Consider the following 18,048-nt stretch of genomic DNA (forward strand, 5'->3'; position numbering starts at 1 on the left):
AAACCAAAAACAAATTACCTTATTATCATTACTTTTTTAACTTTGGTTTCTACTCCGTCTTGCGCCGAAATAAAAATCATATACACTCCTGAAGCCACTTTATATTTTCCAAAAGCCGTAGTATCCCATTCTATTGTTCCGCCTTCAGAAGTGGTTTCATAAACTAAATTACCACCGATATCAGTAATTTTAACATTCGCTCTATCCAATAATCCGGCAATTTTAACGGTTCCTTGGTATTCCGGCCGCACTGGATTTGGATACACGTATGCATTACTTAAATCATCATTGGCAACAGTCGAAACCCCTTTGAAAGAAACCAATCCTTTGGCCGTAGCAATAAAAACTTCGCCCGTAGCGCTATTGATATCGACGTCATTTATAACATTGCTGGGCAGCGGTGAATTATTTATGGTAAAATGATATTTGGTTTCCTGACCGTTTGGCGAAACTAAAAATAAACCGGAATCCGCGGTGCCAATCCATTTATTATTGGCACCATCCACAGCAATATCCGTGATAAATTGTTCAAACAATAATTCCTGCGCTAAGTTATCCTCTAAAATAATTATCGGATTAGCCGTCATCTGCTCCTCTGATTGAAAACTGCTGACATTGGGCAAAACCCGTAAACCTTTTGTCGTTCCTATCCACAATTGATTTCTAGTATCTACGGCAACCACTCTCACATTTGAAATTGGTAAATTACCTGTATCAGGTCCTGTTGTTATTTTTTTGAATTCATTATTAGTTTCATTAAACCCAATCACTCCATCTTCACTGGTAGAAAGCCATTTGGTTCCATTTTTATCGATGGCTATTGTTCCAAAGTTATTGTCAATAGCAGAATCTAAGATATTATCCATAGCATAACTTTGCCATTGACCATCAGATTTAAATACTTTTAGTCCGTTTTTTATTCGGCTGGTTGTAACCCAAAGATTTCCAGATTTGTCAAATGCCGCTCCGTTAACTCTTATATCTACATAATCAGGACCCACAAAAGTCAAAGATTCTAAACCGCTGTTGGTTTGATTGTACAATATTTTAGGAACGTCATTTTCTATTTTTAATAATCCCGAAAAAAAAGAACTTGCGTAAACCTCATTTTCATTACTGGGATTAACCGTAATTCTGGTCATCGATTGTGCTCCTAAAACTTTCTCGTACGGAATATTCAGCCATCCTTTCTCGTTAAATTTACTGATACCGTAACTGTCTAGCGGATATGGATTATAATCAGCGGTATAATCTCCATAAACCGCCCAAAGAACATTTGGCGTAACCTGCAACGAAAATATATTGTTTCGTGCCGGACCAATAGGGGTACTATTTTCAAAGGTTACAGCCAAAGCGAGTGAAGTCGTAATTAATCCGTTTTCTTTTGTTCCAATGAAAACTGCATCTCCTATTATAGTAGCGCAGCTAAAACCCAAATTAGTTTCCGGAATCTGATTGGTATTTATTTGGCGTACCAAAAGCATTTGATTGTTGTAAATATAAATACTGTTCATAGTTGTCAGTATCAAATAATCTGTTGTTGCTCGCATATCTAATGCACGCTGGGGAAGCTGAGTAAATGCTGTAAAAGAATTTGATGTGGTAGAAAGCTTTTGAACATTACCAAAACTATCCACAGCATACAAATCAGTCCCGAAAGCGGTTATTCCAGACCAGTTTCCAGCAGCAACCGTTGTCCATTGATTAAAATCGATACGATTTCCATTAGCAATTGCAGCCCTTCTAATTCCATTATTGGTAGCGGCATAAATAAACCCATTAAGAACTGCAGTTTGATTCACAATGATTTCAGCTCCATTGTCACCAATAAAATAGGTATCCCCAAAAAGCATGGTAGTCAAATTAAATTGAACGATTCCAAAATCACAGGAAACATAAGCAAAACCTTCAAATTCCATGAAGTGATTGATTTTTTTTAGGTTTGCCGGAAGCTGCTTATTGATAATATCAACCACATTCAAAATGGTTCCATCTGCCTGATTAATTACCAATATCAGCCCGTTTTCGTATCCTAAAATTGTTTTGTTGAATGTTGTGCTGTGGTATAAAGATGAAATAGTTTGCCCTGAAAGTCCGTCAATAGTATTGGTGGTTTTGATTAGGTTTGTTGTTACGTTTTTCGAAAATAATGCATTTTCTGATGCGGCAAAAACAGCAGTTGCAGCTTCAGAGACATCTTTAATTTCGTTGTAAGAGAAATAACCCTGCCATGACAAATCGCTTTGGGCAAAACCCATTTGTACAAAAAGCAGAAGCAAAAAATATAAAACGCTCTTTTTCATTATTTGTATGACTATTGGTTTACAAATATAGAACAAACGGAAGTCTTAGCATTTTGTTACACAAAAAAAATACCTTCGACCAATAACATGGAAGAAGGCATTTTAAATTATAATTAAACCTGATTTATACCACTCCTTGAGCCAGCATTGCATCAGCAACTTTAACAAATCCGGCAATGTTTGCTCCTTTTACGTAGTTTACATAACCTTCGCTGTCTGTACCATATTTTTTACATTGATTATGAATTCCAACCATAATCTCCTTAAGTCTTGTATCTACTTCTTCACTAGTCCAGTTCAAACGGATAGAGTTTTGAGTCATCTCTAATCCTGAAGCAGCTACACCACCAGCATTTGCTGCTTTTCCTGGTGCAAAAAGCACTTTAGCTTTCAAGAATTGTTTGATTGCCTCTAATGTACATGGCATATTTGCTGCTTCTGTTACACAAATAACACCGTTTGCAATCAAGTTTTTAGCATCTTCTTCGTTTAACTCATTTTGAGTGGCACAAGGAATCGCTACATCAACTTTTACTTCCCAAACACTTTTTCCTTTGTGGAAAACTGCTTTTGGATATTTCTCTAAATACGCTTCGGCTCTATTGTCACCTCTTGCTCTCATTTCAAGCATGAAATCAATTTTATCACCAGAAATTCCTTCTTCGTCATAAATATAACCATCAGGGCCTGAAATAGTAACTACTTTTCCACCAAGATCATTTACTTTTAAAGCAACTCCCCAAGCAACATTACCAAATCCAGAAATAGAAACTGTTTTACCATTAATGCTTTGCCCAATAGTTTTCAACATTTGTTCCGCAAAATAAACTACTCCGTAACCCGTAGCTTCTGGCCTAATCAATGATCCTCCGTAAGCCAATCCTTTACCAGTTAATACTCCTGTAAATTCGTTTTTGATTCTTTTGTATTGACCAAACAAATACCCAATTTCTCTGGCTCCAACACCAATATCTCCTGCAGGAACGTCTAATTGCGGCCCTATATGTCTACATAATTCTGTCATGAAAGACTGGCAAAAACGCATTACTTCACCATCCGATTTTCCTTGTGGATCAAAATCAGATCCTCCTTTTCCACCGCCCATTGGTAAAGTGGTTAAACTATTTTTGAATACTTGTTCAAATGCTAAAAACTTAAGTACTGATAAATTCACGGTATGATGAAAACGAATTCCACCTTTGTATGGACCAATCGCTGAATTCATTTGAATTCTGAAACCTCTATTTACCTGAATTTCTCCTAAATCATCTACCCACGGAACCCTAAATATAATCGAACGTTCAGGTTCAGCTATTCTAAGGAGCAAATTTTTTCCGTCGTATTTTTTTTGCTCTGCAATAAATGGAATTACAGTTTCTGCAAATTCCCTAACAGCTTGAATAAATTCAGGTTCATTTGGATTCTTGGCTTCAACTTGAGCCATAAAATCATTTATTTTTAGTAACATAGATTATAAATAATTAATTAAGAAAACGATTTCGTTATAATTTACAAAGATACATTTTATAAAAATATTCGGACTCTGTTTTTTAAATTTATCAATAGAATTATCTTTTTATAACCCATTTTCAAACAATTGTGTTTAAGATAGACCCTTTTAAACCTAAAGACTACCACTTTCGTAAGTAAATAAGAATTTGTCTGCTTATTTTTAATTTTAGTTTATTAAAAAAAATGAATGATGTTTTTATATATTTGTCGGGATTTGAAAATTTTACCCCCTAATGATCAAACAAATAATACCACTTTTACTATTTTTTATTGGGTTTTCTAACAGTTCAAATGCACAATTCGACGGGTTTTCGCATGAGGTTGGAATCATTGCCGGGCCAATAGCTTTTCAGTCGGATTATGGTGAACGATATGATTTTTCTACAAATGCCGGAAACACTGGAATTGGGATTGGTCTTATTCATTACCTAAATTTTACTTATGATTCCGATTATAATTATACTTCGAGGACTTATTTTAATGACCACTTCAAACTTCGATCTGAACTATCCTATAACAAAACCAAATTAGAGCATTTTGGAAAATATGTTGAAGGAAAACCTTCTCTAGGAAAAGAGCAACTAAAAGCAATGACTGGGAGTACAGCAGTAACGAATCTTGGCATGCAACTGGAATTTTCCCCGTGGAGCATTCGTGATTTCACAGCAAGAACAGGTAGCTTAGGTCCATTTATCAGCCTTGGTGGGCAATTTAGTTATTACAATGCCGGAGCATCCTCCACGCTTGGTCCGTTAGGAACTCCTTTGACAACGTTTCCAAAATATCTAACTCCAACAGACGGTCGTCCTTATGGATTTTCAGCAGAGAGCGGTACCGTTTGGTCCGTTGTTTCCAGCGTAGGAACTCGCTATAAATTAGCGCCTTTATCGGATTTAATGGTTGATTTACGATTTCAATATTTCTTTTCGAACTGGGTAGATGGTTTAAATCCTAATCCGGAACTTTACAAAGAAAATAGAGCTAATGACTGGTTAGTATGGTTTAATGTGGGCTATATTTATTACTTATAATAGTATTTAAACAATTGATATAAAAAGCAAAAGCTCCAATGCTAATCCCGAAGTGTCGGGATTAGCATTGGAGCTTTTTTATTTAAGATATTCAGTTATAATAATGCTTGTTTCAAATCTTCGATTAAATCCTCTGCATCTTCAATACCTACACTTAATCGGACCAAATCATCTGTAATTCCAACTTCCTTACGCTTGTCTTCCGGAATGGAAGCATGCGTCATCAAAGCAGGATGATTTGCTAATGACTCTACTCCGCCTAAAGATTCTGCCAGTGTGAAAACTTTTAATTTTTCCAGAAAATTAATTGCGTCTTCTTTCTTACCGGAAACAAAAGTAAACGAAACCATTCCACCAAAACCACTCATTTGTTTTTTGGCAATTTCGTGATACGGATGGCTCGGTAATCCCGGATAATAAACAGTTTTGACTTTTGGATGATTGTTTAGAAACTCCACTACTTTTCCTCCATTTTCACAATGTCTTTCCACGCGCAAATGCAAGGTTTTAATTCCTCTAAGCACTAAGAAACTATCCATTGGTCCTAATGTTGCTCCTGTCGCAAATTGTTGAAAATGCAGTTGCTCTCCCAACGCTTCGTCTTTTACAATTAAAGCTCCGGCAATAACATCAGAATGGCCTCCCAAATATTTAGTCGCCGAATGCATTACAATATCAGCGCCTAAATCCAATGGTTTTTGCAAATAAGGCGTTGCAAAAGTATTATCAACCGCAAAAAGAATTTTCTTTTCTTTAGTGATTTTTGCGATTTCTTGAATATCGGCTAGTTTCATCAAAGGGTTTGTTGGTGTTTCTACCCAAACCAGTTTTGTATTTTCATTGATTAATGACTTGAATTTTTCGATGTCATTCATATCTACAAAATGAAATTTTATTCCAGAATCTTTGTAAATACGCGTAAACATTCTGTAGGTTCCGCCGTATAAATCGTCCATCGCAATGATTTCATCCCCAGATTTAAAAGAACGCAAAACACAATCCGTAGCCGCTAATCCTGACGAAAAAGCCAATCCTCTTGTTCCATTTTCAATACTTGCCAAGGCGTTTTCAAGTGCGCTTCGGGTAGGATTTGCAGCTCTACTATACTCATAATCTGGATTTATAGGTTGCCCAGGACTGGTTTGTACAAAAGTTGACGTTTGATATACCGGAGGCATAACTGCTCCTGTGCTTGGGTCATGGTGCTGTCCACCGTGAATGACTTTAGTATTGAATTTCATAAGTTGAATTTTTAATGCAAAATTGTTTCACAAATTTACCCTTTAATTTATTTTAACCAAGCCACAACTTGATACCTTTGTATTTAATTAACAATTTTGAGATGAAACACTTTATTATTTACACTTTACTGCTTTTTTCAGCTGCGCAATGTTCAAATGAATTGGTTTTTGAAGAGGAATCTTTCCAGAAAAAAACAACAATGCCCTGCAAAGAAAATTGTCCGTCAATTAGTGTAAAAGTACCTGTTGCAAATGCCGTACCGATTGTAGCGGATAGCATCAATAAAAAAGTGTTTTCAGTAATGAAAGAGATTATTTATTTTGGTGAAAAGCCATACACAGCAACCAATTATGATAGTTTATTGGCTTCATTTATTGATTCTTACGAGAAACTTCAAAAAGAATTCCCCAATGATAAATTTGGTTGGGAAGCTGACATTGAAGGAAATGTAAAATACCAATCAGATGCTATACTAAATATTGAAATCAAGCATTACACCTATACTGGTGGCGCTCACGGATACCAAGGTTTACGCTCCCTGATTTTTGACCCAAATACCGGAAAGTCAATCTCAAATGATGAATTATTCAATGACAAAGCAGCTTTCAAGGCTTTCGCCGAAAAAAAATTCAGGGCTAAGTATAAAATCCCTGCAAACAAATCCATCAATGCGACCGGATTGATGTTTGAGAAAGAAAAATTCCAGTTGCCCCAAAATATTTTTTATACCGATAAAGGATTGCTGCTTTATTACAATTCCTATGAAGCCGCATCGTATGCAGATGGATCAAAGGAATTACTATTATCGTACACTGAAGTGAATGATTATTTGGCGGTTAAATAAAAAATGGTCTTTAAAAAATGAAATGTTTTTTAAAGACCAAATAGTGTTTTTAAACGATTCGCTAGCCCCGATAGAAGCGGATATCCTTTTCCATTTTTCTTTAAAAAGGAAAAGATATAAGCGAATAGCGGGATTAAGCTCCTGATATTTATAGGAATAAATCCTAAATAAATTTTCTGATACTCATCATAACACCAATATGAAGCCCTTCATGGAAGTTACTGAAAGCCATGGCATCTTCGGCATTTTTCAAGACATGATCTCCTGTTGAAGTGGTATATTCCATGTAGTTTTTGAAAATTTGATTGTCATAATCCACTTTAGTTTGCTGAATAGTTTCAAACAATAACGATTTGATTTCGTCCACTTCGGCTTGCGTAACAATGTGTTCCGGCTTAGTTCCCTTTTTATATTTCTCAACTAATTCATCAGAAACCAAAAGTGGCAAACCAGAAAGCTTGTAAACCAATAGTTGTTGGGACACAATAATATGGCCGATGTTCCAAATCAAATTATTGTTGAATCCTTCCGGAATTGTGTTGAGTTGGTCAAGAGTGTATCCCGACAGAAATTTTGAAACCATATTTCTGCTTGTAGCGCTGACGTCGAATAATTGATTCATTTTTTATTTTTTTGATAAAAATAATCATTTTCCATGTCAAATGAATTTTCTTTGCACAAAGAAATCGCTATTTACATGGACATAATATACTATCTCGCTTCTTGCGACACCTGCAGAAAAATTATAAAATCATTACCGAAAGAACATGATTTTAAATTTCACGATATCAAACAAGACCCAATTACTATCGCCGAATTAGAAAAAATGCGCGAACTTTCCGGAAGTTATGAAGCGCTTTTCAGCAAAAAAGCACAGTTGTACAAATCAATGGATTTGAAGAACAAATCGTTGACCGAAGACGATTACAAAAAATACATTTTAGAACATTACACGTTCTTGAGTCGTCCTGTTTTTATCATCAAAGACAAAATTTACATTGGCAATACCCAACAAAATATGTTGCAGGTAATGAAAGCTTTGGTATAATGTCCAAAAGAAATCTTGCACTAATTGGCGCCACAATTGTCTCTATAATTTACGGCGTCACGTTTACAATTGCCAAAGATGTCATGCCGTTGTATATTGATGCCTATGGTTTCATCTTGTTACGCGTAGGCGGTTCAGTGTTATTATTTTGGTTGGTTTGGCTTTTTATGCCAAAAGAGAAAATTGCTCTCACTGATTTTCCTAGAATTGTTGCGGCGGCGTTCTTTGGCGTGGCGTTTAATATGCTTACGTTTTTCAAAGGATTAAGCCTTACTTCTCCCATTAGTGCTGCGGTAATCATGGTTTCGACACCTATGATTGTTTTGACGCTTTCAGCCTTGATTATGAAGGAACGCATGCAAAAAAGAATGGTTTTTGGGATTATCCTTGGTTTAATAGGAACTGCTTTTCTTATTCTGTACGGTAAATCGATTGGCAGCGCCACGAATGCCGGATTGGGAAATTTTCTGGTTTTGGTCAACGCCATTTCTTATGGATTTTACCTGATTATCGTCAAGAAATTAATGGATAAATACAATGCGTTTACGTTTGTAAAATGGATTTATCTATTCGGTTTTATTATGGTTTTGCCTTTTGGCTGGAGCCAATTTCAAACTGTGAACTGGGCTTTGGTTCCAATGGATATCTGCTGGAAAATAGGGTTTGTCGTGGTTTTTTCGACTTTCCTGACGTATTTATTGAATTTGCTTTCGATGAAAGAATTAAAACCAACTACGGTTGCTGTTTTTATTTATTTACAACCGCTATTCGCGACTATTTTCGCAATAAGCCTGGGCAAAGACGAATTGAGTTTGGTGAAAATTGGTTCGGCAGTTTTGATATTTGTCGGCGTTTATTTGGTAACACAGAAAAAGAACAAGGATGAAAATTAGAGTAACATTACTATTAATTTCAGTTTTATTTCTTTTATCTTTTCAACAAAAAGACAAAAATCCTATAATAGGTATTTGGACTGATAAATCAACTGAAAATGCAACATTTGAAATAAAAGACAAAACAATTTATTATGTTGATGATTTTGCAACTTACAAATACACTTTTAATAATAATGTTATAAAAATCTACTATTCTGACTATACATTTACTGGGAAAGTTAGCTTTAAAAATGATATAATGTTCATAAAATATTCAAGTGGAGTTGTTACAAAATATGTAAGATTTAAAGAATAATTTTTTTTAAATTCTTGTGAAAAGCTTAAAAACTGACCACTGACCACTTTTTTATTATCTTTGACCTCTTTTATACAATTATATGATACAATCAATGACGGGTTTTGGTAAAGCGACTTTGCAATTACCAACCAAAAAAATCACAGTAGAAGTAAAATCTTTAAACAGTAAAGGTTTGGATTTGAATGTGAGAATGCCTTCGCTGTACCGCGAAATGGAATTGGGTTTACGCAACCAAATTGCACTTAAACTGGAAAGAGGAAAAGTGGATTTTTCTATTTTTATCGAAAGTACTGCGGAACAAACTTCTACGAAAGTGAACGTACCGATTGTTAAAGCATACATCAACCAATTACGAGAAGTTTATGCTGATGCTGATGAAACCGAACTAATGAAAATGGCGGTTCGCATGCCGGACACCATGAAAATAGAACGCGACGAAATCGATGAAAACGACTGGGTACAAATCCAAACTGTTATCGAAGAAGCGTTGCAAAACATCTTGAACTTTAGAAAAGATGAAGGAATGTCTCTTGAAAAAGAATTTCAATTGCGAATTGGCAATATTCGTCAATACATGACCGAAGCTTTAGCACTTGATCCAGAACGCGTTCAGGCAATAAAAGACCGTTTGCAAACTGCAATTTCAGAACTTAAAGTGAATGTAGATGAAAATCGTTTCGAGCAGGAATTAATTTATTACTTAGAGAAATTAGACATCACCGAAGAAAAAGTGCGTTTGACGAATCACTTGGATTATTTCCTGGAAACCATCAACGGAACCGAAGCTAACGGTAGAAAATTAGGTTTTATTACCCAAGAAATGGGTCGCGAAATCAATACGATGGGTTCTAAATCCAATCACGCACAAATGCAAAAATTAGTCGTTCAGATGAAAGACGAATTGGAAAAAATTAAAGAACAAGTATTAAACGTATTGTAATTATTAACCTGCAAAGTTATATAACCTTGCAGGTTAATTAATTTTACAAGATACCTACAAGGTTTATGAAACCTTGCAGGAAAACATAAACAGATACTGAAATAAATTCAGCATAAAATGAGCACAGGAGGAAAATTAATCGTTTTTTCGGCACCATCAGGATCGGGAAAAACTACTATCGTTAGACATTTATTAAGCAAAGAAGATTTGAATCTTGAATTTTCTATTTCGGCAGCTTCCCGCGCACCAAGAGGCGAAGAAGAAAGTGGAAAAGATTACTATTTCATGTCTACCGAAGAATTTAAAAAACACATCAAAAACGAAGATTTCTTGGAATGGGAAGAAGTCTATCGCGATAATTTCTACGGAACCCTAAAAAGTGAAGTAGAACGCATCTGGGCGAAAGGAAAAAACGTGATTTTTGATATTGATGTCGCTGGAGGATTGCGCATCAAACATAAATTTCCTGAAGAAACTTTAGCCGTTTTCGTGAAACCTCCAAGCGTGGATGAATTAAAAAGACGATTAAAGGAACGCTCTACCGAAAGTGATGACAAAATCAACATGCGTATCGCTAAAGCTTCTGTAGAACTTGCTACAGCACCACAATTTGATGTTATTATAAAAAACTACGATTTGCCTATAGCTCTTGAAGAAGCATATCAATTGGTAAAGGATTTTGTAAAAAAATAGTAATTAGTAAAAAGTTACTAGTAATTAGCTTAAAAATGGGTGAGATAAAATCATACAAAGATTTATTGATTTGGCAAAAAGGGATTAAAATAGTCTGTTTAGTTTATCAATTAGTAAAATCATTTCCTCAAGAAGAATTATATGCTCTATCAAGTCAGATAAAAAGAGCTTCAGTATCTATTCCTTCGAATATTGCTGAAGGCTATGGAAGAAATACGGATAAATCATTCAGCCATTTTTTAGATATTTCAAGAGGCTCATTATTTGAAATTGAAACTCAGTTACTAATTGCTAATGAACTTGGTTTTATAACAAGTAAGACTTTGTATACAGAAATCTTAAGTCAAATTGAGGAAGAATCCAAAATGATTAATGCTTTCTCAAAAACCCTCAAAAACTAATTACTTTTTACTAATCACTAGTCACTAAGTCAATGAAAATAGGACTTTATTTCGGAACATTTAATCCCATTCATGTTGGGCATCTCATCATTGCCAATCACATGGCGGAGCATTCTGATTTAGACCAAATTTGGATGGTAGTTACGCCGCACAATCCTTTGAAGAAAAAAAGCACGTTGCTCGATGATTACCATAGACTGCAAATGGTACATCTTGCCACCGAGGATTTTCCAAAAATAAAACCTTCGGATATTGAGTTTAAATTATCGCAACCTAATTATACGGTAAATACTTTGGTTCATTTAGAAGAGAAATATCCTAATTATGAGTTCTCATTAATCATGGGCGAAGACAATTTAAAATCTTTGCATAAATGGAAAAACTACGAAGTGATTCTCGAAAACCATGATATTTATGTATATCCTAGAATTTCAATTGAAACTGAGAATATACTGTTTAAAGACCATACAAAAATCCACATGATTGACGCTCCGGTTGTCGAAATATCGTCTACATTTATTCGGGATAATATCAAGAAAGGAAAAAATGTTCAGCCTTTATTGCCCGCTAAAGTTTGGGAATACATTGATCATAATAATTTTTACAAGAAGTAATTATCCCAAAACCCTTTTCAATTCTACTTGAATATTTTCAAAAATCGTACTCAGATTATCGTTTTTACCGGATAAGACAAACACTTCCGTACTTGGCATTTGCTTGCTGTTCCACAACAATTGAATTTTATTTTCTTCGATTAAACTTTTCGCATTACAATCCCATACAACAGCTATTCCAGTGTTTTTTGAAATGATTTCGAGCATTTCATATTCGGATGGAATGATGTAATTGGGTATCATCGAAGGTCTTTTTTTGTTGAAAACATGCAACCAGAATAACTTGATGTGTGGAATTTGCGCATTGTGACTGAACCATTTTTGGTCGTTTAACCATTGTTCAATTGCCGTGAAATCCTTTGTTTTAATACTAGATTTCAGCTCGGAAGCATCGATACTGTTAGAACCTACAATCACTTGTTTAATTTCGCCAACCTTTTTCTGAATGGTGTCAAAAGTGTCATATTGTTTGGTTACAACCGCAAAATCTAGTTTTTTAGAATTTACCAATTCAAAAAGCGCATCTTTTTCATGAAAGCTGAAATCGATAAAATCAAATTTGGAAACCAAAACGCTTCCCAAACTTCGCATCAGATGCTTTGAAATCCCAATGGAAATTAATCGATTGGAATTGAATGCTTTGGCACGAAAACCATTTTCCACATTTTCCAAGCGGTCTAACGCCTCGATGATTAAATTATTGAGTAACTTAGCATATTCGGTTGGTTCGACGCCTTTAGACTTTCGATTGAAAAGTTTATAACCTACATGTGCTTCCAACATGGATATTTGCTGACTAACTGCGGGCTGACTAATGAATAATTCTTTGGCAGCCAATGAAAATTTACCGTTTTTATAAACAGATTTAAACGTTCGATACCATTCCAGATTAACCATGATATAAATATATTTATCACAAACATAATTTAAATTATTTTTACTAATAGCATATTCGCCTTAAATTTGTACAAATAAAATTAAAAATGAAGAAAATTGTATTATTTGCCATTATAGCATTAACCGTAAGTTGTGTTACAGCAACTGCACAAAATAAAAAAGGTATGAAAAAAGTATTATTTGTTCTAACTAGTCATAGTGAATTAGGGAACACAGGAGAAAAAACAGGATTTTGGATTGAAGAATTTGCTGCTCCCTATTATGAGTTAGCAGATAAAGGAGTGATAATTGATATTGCATCGCCCTTGGGAGGACAGCCACCAATTGATCCAAAAAGTTCTGATCCATCTGCGGCTACTGAGGACACCAAAAGATTTGATAAAGATACTGAGCTACAAGCTAAACTAAGTAAAACACATAAACTAGCTGATGTTAAACAAGCTGATTATGATGCTGTATTTTATCCTGGAGGTCATGGTCCTTTGTGGGATTTAGCAACTGATGCATCTTCAAGTGCTTTAATTGAAGCTTTTTACACGAATAACAAACCTGTTGCTTTTGTATGTCATTCACCAGCAGTATTGAAAAACGTAAAAGTAAATGGGGAATTTTTAGTTAAAGGTAAAAAAGTAACTGGATTTTCTAATACCGAAGAAGAAGCGGTTGGATTAACCAATGTTGTTCCATTTTTATTAGAAGATGCCTTGAAAGCTAACGGTGCTACGTATTCAAAAATAGGAGATTGGCAGCCATATGCAGTAGAAGATGGTTTACTGATTACAGGTCAGAACCCAGCTTCGTCTAAATTAGTAGCTGAAAAATTATTAAATCAATTGAATTCAAAAAAATAAAAAGATGTTAAATTTCGAATTATACAATCCTACCAATTTAGTATTTGGAAAAGGACAGATTGAAAAATTATCCACGCTAGTACCTCAAGGAGCAAAAATACTTTTGGCGTATGGCGGTGGAAGTATTTTCAAAAATGGAATTCATGAGCAGGTTATCAACAATCTAAAAGGTTTTGAAATCGTAGAATTTGCAGGAATTGAACCAAATCCGCATTTTGAAACATTAATGAAAGCAGTTGCGATTATCAAGGAACAAAACATAGATTTTATCCTTGCCGCTGGTGGAGGTTCTGTAATCGATGGAGTAAAATTCATTTCTGCAGCTGTAAACTTTGACGGAAACCCTATTGATATTCTTCAAAAACGAGTATTAACTAAAGATGTATCTAAAATTATTCCTTTTGGAACTATATTGACATTACCGGCAACAGGAAGTGAAATGAATTCTGGCGGAGTTGTCACTATTCAATCTACGCAAGAAAAATTATCTTTTGGTGGAAGCGCATTGTTTCCAAAGTTTTCTATCTGTGATCCAACGGTAATTGAGTCTTTGCCAAAAAGACAATTGCAAAACGGAGTTGTTGATGCTTATACGCATGTTTTAGAACAGTATTTAACATATCCGCATGAAGGATATCTACAAGATAGAATTGCCGAAAGTATTTTACAAACTTTGATTCAAGTGGGTCCAGAAGTTGTTGAAAATCCTAAAGATTATGCTTTGGCTTCTAACTTTATGTGGAGTTGTACGATGGCGCTGAATGGATTGATCCAAAAAGGAGTTCCGTCGGATTGGGCAACGCATATGATTGGTCACGAATTGACTGCTTTATATGGAATTGATCATGCCAGAACATTGGCGGTAGTAGGTCCAAATTTATACCGAGTAATGTTTGAAACCAAAAAAGGAAAATTGGCACAATACGGAAAACGTATTTTCAACTTGACAGGAACTGAGGATGAAATCGCAAACGAGGCCATTACCAAAACCGTTGAGTTTTTCCACACGATGGGAATGGAAACTAAATTATCTGATTACACCAAAGACTTTGAAAAAACGGCTGGTTTTATAGTTGATCGTTTTAAAGAAAGAGGTTGGTTAGGATTAGGAGAAAAACAAAATATCACTTTAGAAAAAGTAAAAACTATTGTCGAAATGAGTTATTAATTCAAATAATTAAATACCGATTACCGTGGTCTAAATAAAAAGGCGTTCTCAGTTTTGGGAACGCCTTTTAAAATTCTAAAATATAACTAACTAATTCAATCCACATTTTTTGTTAATTTTATACACAATAAACATTAATAACGAAAACAATATAATTATATTGTGTGTAAAATCAAAAATACATGTTTTAATTATAAAAAATTAAGATAACAACTCCATAAACCCAGACAAACAGTATGTTTCTGGATATAATTTAATTTGCTTAATTAATGGTTTTTTAAGTACTTTTGATTAAATACAATAAAAAAATGGCTGAAAATATAAAATTCGCAGTAATAGGCGGTGGAAGTTGGGCGACAGCGATAGCAAAAATGTTATGTGTAAATCTTACCGAAATTTCGTGGTACATGCGAAATGAAGCTGCTATAGAGCACATTAAAACTTACAAGCACAATCCAAACTATTTGAGTTCTGTAGAATTCGACATCAATAAACTGAAACTTACTAGCGACATCAATGAAGCTGTTGCGTATGCAGATTACATAATTTTTGCTATTCCATCTGCTTTTTTAGATGGTGAGTTAGAAAAACTAACCGTTTCTCTAAAAGATAAAATCATTTTCTCGGCAATTAAAGGAATTGTTCCGGAAACAAGCTTAATTGTAGGGGAACATTTCCACGTGAAATATGATATTCCTTATTACAATATTGGTGTGATTACTGGCCCTTGCCACGCTGAAGAAGTAGCCATGGAGCGTCTCTCTTACCTTACCATTGCGTGTGGCGATCCAGACAAAGCTAAAACCGTAGCTAAAAATTTATCTGGAAATTACATCAAAACCAAAATTACAGACGATATTATAGGAACTGAATATGCAGCGATGCTAAAGAACATTTACGCTATTGCAGCCGGAATGGCACATGGTTTAGGTTATGGTGATAATTTCCAATCAGTATTAATGAGTAATGGGATTCGTGAGATGAAAAAATTTATCAAAAAAGTCCACAAAATGAAACGTAATATCAATGATTCTGCATACTTAGGCGATTTATTGGTTACCGGTTATTCTATATTCTCCAGAAACAGAATGTTTGGGAATATGATTGGCAAAGGCTACACGGTGAAATCAGCGATGATGGAAATGAGTATGGTTGCCGAAGGATATTATGCCGCAAAAAGCGCTTACAAACTCAATCAGGCGTATGGTGCTAAAACGCCAATTATTGACGCCGTTTACAGTATTTTATACGAAGGTCAGGATGCCAAATCCGTATTCAAAAAACTAACTGATAAACTGGATTAATTCAACTTCAAATAACAACCAAACACAATCACTTCATGAGCGAAAGATGGAAATATCAGATTAAAACTGGCGGAATTTGGGGTGTATTTATGACGGTTTTCAATGTATTGTTTGATATCAAAGAAATCCCTTTTTCGGAACAGGTTGCTACGCCAAATTTTTATATTCGCGCAGCCGCTTATATCTTGGTCGGCATATTTGTTTTAGGCTATTTTACTTGGAAATCAAAAGTTAAACAACAGAACAAATAAATCCTTTTATAAGCAAAAGGGAAATTTCAACTTAAATGCAGGTCGATTTGGGGATTTATGGCTTCTTTCATCACTGCTCGATTTGACCTTTTCGAAATGTCTTTTGAAGATGCGTTTTTGTCCAAAAAGAATCTATCCCGAATGTTATTATTTGTTGCTGCAGGGATATTTGTAGTCAGTTATTTTTCTTGGAAGAAGAAAATAAAAAGAGAAAGCAATACTAGCTTATCTCACGATAACCCCGTCAACAAATAAAATAGGCACTTCTTCGACTTCTGTTTCGTTGATGGAATTTGCTTTGAAAATGAACTTTTTATCGTATAATTTTCCATCCATGAAAAACGTCAGCATAAACTCATTGTTTAGCGCCAAAACACTTTTTTCAATCATTTCAACTTTGACCACAGAAACTGCAGGAACGGCAACAAATGCATGACGCAAAAGTGATGTTTTTTTCATTTCACCGTCTATAGTTCCAAAAGCTTTAGAAACAACCATAACACTTTCGATTAAGAAATCGCTGTCATTGACTAAATAAGCGTACCATACTTTTTCCATGAAATCGTCACTCCATTCTTGGACTGCCGCAAAAAAAACGTTTTCTACTTCGGGGATAATGATGTCTTTTTTCATAAGTTATTCTTAATGTCTAACATCATAAAGTCGAGGAAAATCTAAAACAGGTATTTCTTTCGACTTTATGACTTTATAACTTTTGACTAAATTGATGATTTGAATTGCTCTAAGAAACGAACGTCATTTTCGTAAAACATACGAATGTCTCCGATTTGATACAGCAACATGGCAATTCTTTCGATTCCCATTCCAAACGCAAAACCAGTGTATTCTTCCGGACTGATGTTGCAGTTTTTTAATACATTAGGATCTACCATACCGCAACCACCAATTTCTAACCAACCGGTTCCTTTAGTAATTCTATAATCGGTTTCGGTTTTCAAACCCCAATAAATATCGATTTCAGCACTTGGCTCTGTAAACGGAAAATAAGACGGACGCAAACGGATTTTTGATTTTCCGAACATCTCTTTGGTAAAATACAAAAGTGTTTGTTTTAAGTCCGCAAAAGAAACGTCTTTGTCAATGTATAATCCTTCTACTTGGTGGAAAATACAGTGTGAACGGGATGAAACAGCCTCATTTCGAAAAACCCTTCCTGGGGAAATGGTGCGAATGGGTGGTTTATTATTTTCCATATAACGCACTTGCACCGATGAAGTGTGCGTACGCAACAAAATATCAGGATTGGTCTGAATAAAAAAGGTGTCTTGCATGTCACGTGCGGGATGGTATTCCGGTAAGTTCAATGCGGTGAAATTATGCCAGTCGTCCTCAATTTCCGGACCTTCGGAAACGTTGAAACCTATGGTAGAAAAGATGTCTATAATTTGGTTTTTAACCAAAGAAATAGGGTGACGGGAGCCAATGATAACTGGTTCAGCTGAACGAGTCAAATCACCGTAAAACCCTTTACTTTCTTCTTTGCTTTCCAAAGCTTCCTGAATGGATTTTACTTTTTCTTCGGCAGAAGTTTTAAGCAGGTTGATTACCTGTCCGAATTCCTTTTTTTGGTCGTTTGGAACGTTTTTGAATTCAGCGAAAAGCTCTTTCAAAAGTCCTTTGCTTCCTAAAAATTTGATTCGGAAAGTCTCTAATTCCGCTGTATTTTGTGTTGAAAAGGCTTGTGCTTCGCCAATATATTCTTTTATCTTATCTATCATTTTCCTACCGTAATTG

Annotated in this window: 20 protein-coding genes; 13 read left to right on the forward strand and 7 right to left on the reverse strand. The window is 35.0% G+C overall.

Annotated elements, in window-relative coordinates; translation table 11 throughout:
- Positions 1 to 14: 14 nt before the first annotated feature.
- Both porZ and gdhA read right to left on the reverse strand, forming a co-directional pair.
- Positions 15 to 2,303 (reverse strand): type IX secretion system anionic LPS delivery protein PorZ, encoded by a 2,289-nt coding sequence (gene porZ, locus AC0J6S_RS03725; protein ID WP_474955497.1) that lies wholly within the window; start codon positions 2,301 to 2,303, stop codon positions 15 to 17.
- A gap of 124 nt (positions 2,304 to 2,427) precedes the next feature.
- The gene (gdhA, locus tag AC0J6S_RS03730) at positions 2,428 to 3,771 is read right to left on the reverse strand and encodes an NADP-specific glutamate dehydrogenase (RefSeq protein ID WP_474955498.1); all 1,344 of its coding nucleotides are present in this window, start codon (positions 3,769 to 3,771) and stop codon (positions 2,428 to 2,430) included.
- 277 nt (positions 3,772 to 4,048) lie between these two features.
- Here gdhA and AC0J6S_RS03735 point away from each other — a divergent pair, with 277 nt between their 5' ends.
- Positions 4,049 to 4,846, forward strand: coding sequence for a THC0290_0291 family protein (locus tag AC0J6S_RS03735; RefSeq protein WP_474955499.1), 798 nt, complete (start codon positions 4,049 to 4,051; stop codon positions 4,844 to 4,846).
- 95 nt (positions 4,847 to 4,941) lie between these two features.
- Here AC0J6S_RS03735 and AC0J6S_RS03740 read toward each other — a convergent pair whose 3' ends face one another.
- A complete protein-coding gene (locus AC0J6S_RS03740; RefSeq protein WP_474955500.1) occupies positions 4,942 to 6,087 on the reverse strand; it encodes a cystathionine gamma-synthase in 1,146 nt (381 codons plus the stop codon).
- 101 nt (positions 6,088 to 6,188) lie between these two features.
- Between AC0J6S_RS03740 and AC0J6S_RS03745 the strand changes: the two genes are divergently transcribed.
- Entirely contained in the window at positions 6,189 to 6,932 is a 744-nt protein-coding gene (locus AC0J6S_RS03745; RefSeq protein WP_474955501.1) for a DUF3298 and DUF4163 domain-containing protein, read from the forward strand.
- A 163-nt stretch (positions 6,933 to 7,095) separates the two neighbouring features.
- Here AC0J6S_RS03745 and AC0J6S_RS03750 read toward each other — a convergent pair whose 3' ends face one another.
- The gene (locus AC0J6S_RS03750; RefSeq protein ID WP_474955502.1) at positions 7,096 to 7,554 is read right to left on the reverse strand and encodes a DinB family protein; all 459 of its coding nucleotides are present in this window, start codon (positions 7,552 to 7,554) and stop codon (positions 7,096 to 7,098) included.
- A gap of 75 nt (positions 7,555 to 7,629) precedes the next feature.
- Between AC0J6S_RS03750 and AC0J6S_RS03755 the strand changes: the two genes are divergently transcribed.
- From AC0J6S_RS03755 to nadD, 7 genes are all read left to right on the forward strand, one after another.
- Positions 7,630 to 7,980 carry an arsenate reductase family protein gene (locus tag AC0J6S_RS03755; RefSeq protein ID WP_474956319.1) on the forward strand — a complete coding sequence of 117 codons (351 nt, stop codon included), beginning with the start codon at positions 7,630 to 7,632 and terminating at the stop codon, positions 7,978 to 7,980.
- A complete protein-coding gene (locus tag AC0J6S_RS03760) occupies positions 7,980 to 8,873 on the forward strand; it encodes a DMT family transporter (protein WP_474955503.1) in 894 nt (297 codons plus the stop codon). Before AC0J6S_RS03755 ends, AC0J6S_RS03760 begins: the two co-directional genes overlap by 1 nt.
- Positions 8,863 to 9,171 carry a hypothetical protein gene (locus AC0J6S_RS03765; RefSeq protein ID WP_113664839.1) on the forward strand — a complete coding sequence of 103 codons (309 nt, stop codon included), beginning with the start codon at positions 8,863 to 8,865 and terminating at the stop codon, positions 9,169 to 9,171. The genes AC0J6S_RS03760 and AC0J6S_RS03765 overlap by 11 nt, the downstream gene beginning before the upstream one ends.
- 82 nt (positions 9,172 to 9,253) lie before the next feature.
- The gene (locus tag AC0J6S_RS03770) at positions 9,254 to 10,114 is read left to right on the forward strand and encodes a YicC/YloC family endoribonuclease (RefSeq protein ID WP_132066362.1); all 861 of its coding nucleotides are present in this window, start codon (positions 9,254 to 9,256) and stop codon (positions 10,112 to 10,114) included.
- A 117-nt stretch (positions 10,115 to 10,231) separates the two neighbouring features.
- A complete protein-coding gene (gene gmk, locus AC0J6S_RS03775; RefSeq protein ID WP_474955504.1) occupies positions 10,232 to 10,807 on the forward strand; it encodes a guanylate kinase in 576 nt (191 codons plus the stop codon).
- A gap of 35 nt (positions 10,808 to 10,842) precedes the next feature.
- On the forward strand, positions 10,843 to 11,208 hold the full coding sequence (locus AC0J6S_RS03780; protein ID WP_113664836.1) for a four helix bundle protein: 366 nt from the start codon (positions 10,843 to 10,845) through the stop codon (positions 11,206 to 11,208).
- Between the two features lie 32 nt (positions 11,209 to 11,240).
- A complete protein-coding gene (gene nadD / locus AC0J6S_RS03785; protein ID WP_474955505.1) occupies positions 11,241 to 11,822 on the forward strand; it encodes a nicotinate (nicotinamide) nucleotide adenylyltransferase in 582 nt (193 codons plus the stop codon).
- Here the strand turns inward: nadD and AC0J6S_RS03790 are convergent, their stop codons facing one another.
- Positions 11,823 to 12,719 (reverse strand): LysR family transcriptional regulator, encoded by an 897-nt coding sequence (locus tag AC0J6S_RS03790; RefSeq protein ID WP_474955506.1) that lies wholly within the window; start codon positions 12,717 to 12,719, stop codon positions 11,823 to 11,825.
- An 86-nt stretch (positions 12,720 to 12,805) separates the two neighbouring features.
- Here AC0J6S_RS03790 and AC0J6S_RS03795 point away from each other — a divergent pair, with 86 nt between their 5' ends.
- From AC0J6S_RS03795 to AC0J6S_RS03810, 4 genes are all read left to right on the forward strand, one after another.
- A complete protein-coding gene (locus AC0J6S_RS03795) occupies positions 12,806 to 13,570 on the forward strand; it encodes a type 1 glutamine amidotransferase domain-containing protein (RefSeq protein ID WP_474955507.1) in 765 nt (254 codons plus the stop codon).
- 4 nt (positions 13,571 to 13,574) lie between these two features.
- Positions 13,575 to 14,738 (forward strand): iron-containing alcohol dehydrogenase, encoded by a 1,164-nt coding sequence (locus AC0J6S_RS03800; protein ID WP_474955508.1) that lies wholly within the window; start codon positions 13,575 to 13,577, stop codon positions 14,736 to 14,738.
- A gap of 308 nt (positions 14,739 to 15,046) precedes the next feature.
- Entirely contained in the window at positions 15,047 to 16,042 is a 996-nt protein-coding gene (locus tag AC0J6S_RS03805) for an NAD(P)H-dependent glycerol-3-phosphate dehydrogenase (protein ID WP_474955509.1), read from the forward strand.
- Between the two features lie 35 nt (positions 16,043 to 16,077).
- Positions 16,078 to 16,293, forward strand: coding sequence for a hypothetical protein (locus AC0J6S_RS03810; RefSeq protein ID WP_474955510.1), 216 nt, complete (start codon positions 16,078 to 16,080; stop codon positions 16,291 to 16,293).
- A 225-nt stretch (positions 16,294 to 16,518) separates the two neighbouring features.
- Here AC0J6S_RS03810 and AC0J6S_RS03815 read toward each other — a convergent pair whose 3' ends face one another.
- Together AC0J6S_RS03815 and pheS are read right to left on the reverse strand one after the other, a co-directional pair.
- Positions 16,519 to 16,926 carry a hypothetical protein gene (locus AC0J6S_RS03815; RefSeq protein ID WP_113664830.1) on the reverse strand — a complete coding sequence of 136 codons (408 nt, stop codon included), beginning with the start codon at positions 16,924 to 16,926 and terminating at the stop codon, positions 16,519 to 16,521.
- Between the two features lie 86 nt (positions 16,927 to 17,012).
- A complete protein-coding gene (pheS, locus tag AC0J6S_RS03820) occupies positions 17,013 to 18,032 on the reverse strand; it encodes a phenylalanine--tRNA ligase subunit alpha (protein WP_474955511.1) in 1,020 nt (339 codons plus the stop codon).
- Between the last annotated feature and the right edge of the window lie 16 nt (positions 18,033 to 18,048).

The organism is Flavobacterium sp. TS_SC_5 (genome assembly GCF_056156265.1).

Bases quoted from the DNA above. Each gene is read 5' to 3' on its own strand.
- porZ (WP_474955497.1), bottom strand. From the start codon at position 2,303: ATGAAAAAGAGCGTTTTATATTTTTTGCTTCTGCTTTTTGTACAAATG.
- gdhA (WP_474955498.1), bottom strand. From the start codon at position 3,771: ATGTTACTAAAAATAAATGATTTTATGGCTCAAGTTGAAGCCAAGAAT.
- AC0J6S_RS03735 (WP_474955499.1), top strand. From the start codon at position 4,049: ATGATCAAACAAATAATACCACTTTTACTATTTTTTATTGGGTTTTCT.
- AC0J6S_RS03740 (WP_474955500.1), bottom strand. From the start codon at position 6,087: ATGAAATTCAATACTAAAGTCATTCACGGTGGACAGCACCATGACCCA.
- AC0J6S_RS03745 (WP_474955501.1), top strand. From the start codon at position 6,189: ATGAAACACTTTATTATTTACACTTTACTGCTTTTTTCAGCTGCGCAA.
- AC0J6S_RS03750 (WP_474955502.1), bottom strand. From the start codon at position 7,554: ATGAATCAATTATTCGACGTCAGCGCTACAAGCAGAAATATGGTTTCA.
- AC0J6S_RS03755 (WP_474956319.1), top strand. From the start codon at position 7,630: ATGGACATAATATACTATCTCGCTTCTTGCGACACCTGCAGAAAAATT.
- AC0J6S_RS03760 (WP_474955503.1), top strand. From the start codon at position 7,980: ATGTCCAAAAGAAATCTTGCACTAATTGGCGCCACAATTGTCTCTATA.
- AC0J6S_RS03765 (WP_113664839.1), top strand. From the start codon at position 8,863: ATGAAAATTAGAGTAACATTACTATTAATTTCAGTTTTATTTCTTTTA.
- AC0J6S_RS03770 (WP_132066362.1), top strand. From the start codon at position 9,254: ATGATACAATCAATGACGGGTTTTGGTAAAGCGACTTTGCAATTACCA.
- gmk (WP_474955504.1), top strand. From the start codon at position 10,232: ATGAGCACAGGAGGAAAATTAATCGTTTTTTCGGCACCATCAGGATCG.
- AC0J6S_RS03780 (WP_113664836.1), top strand. From the start codon at position 10,843: ATGGGTGAGATAAAATCATACAAAGATTTATTGATTTGGCAAAAAGGG.
- nadD (WP_474955505.1), top strand. From the start codon at position 11,241: ATGAAAATAGGACTTTATTTCGGAACATTTAATCCCATTCATGTTGGG.
- AC0J6S_RS03790 (WP_474955506.1), bottom strand. From the start codon at position 12,719: ATGGTTAATCTGGAATGGTATCGAACGTTTAAATCTGTTTATAAAAAC.
- AC0J6S_RS03795 (WP_474955507.1), top strand. From the start codon at position 12,806: ATGAAGAAAATTGTATTATTTGCCATTATAGCATTAACCGTAAGTTGT.
- AC0J6S_RS03800 (WP_474955508.1), top strand. From the start codon at position 13,575: ATGTTAAATTTCGAATTATACAATCCTACCAATTTAGTATTTGGAAAA.
- AC0J6S_RS03805 (WP_474955509.1), top strand. From the start codon at position 15,047: ATGGCTGAAAATATAAAATTCGCAGTAATAGGCGGTGGAAGTTGGGCG.
- AC0J6S_RS03810 (WP_474955510.1), top strand. From the start codon at position 16,078: ATGAGCGAAAGATGGAAATATCAGATTAAAACTGGCGGAATTTGGGGT.
- AC0J6S_RS03815 (WP_113664830.1), bottom strand. From the start codon at position 16,926: ATGAAAAAAGACATCATTATCCCCGAAGTAGAAAACGTTTTTTTTGCG.
- pheS (WP_474955511.1), bottom strand. From the start codon at position 18,032: ATGATAGATAAGATAAAAGAATATATTGGCGAAGCACAAGCCTTTTCA.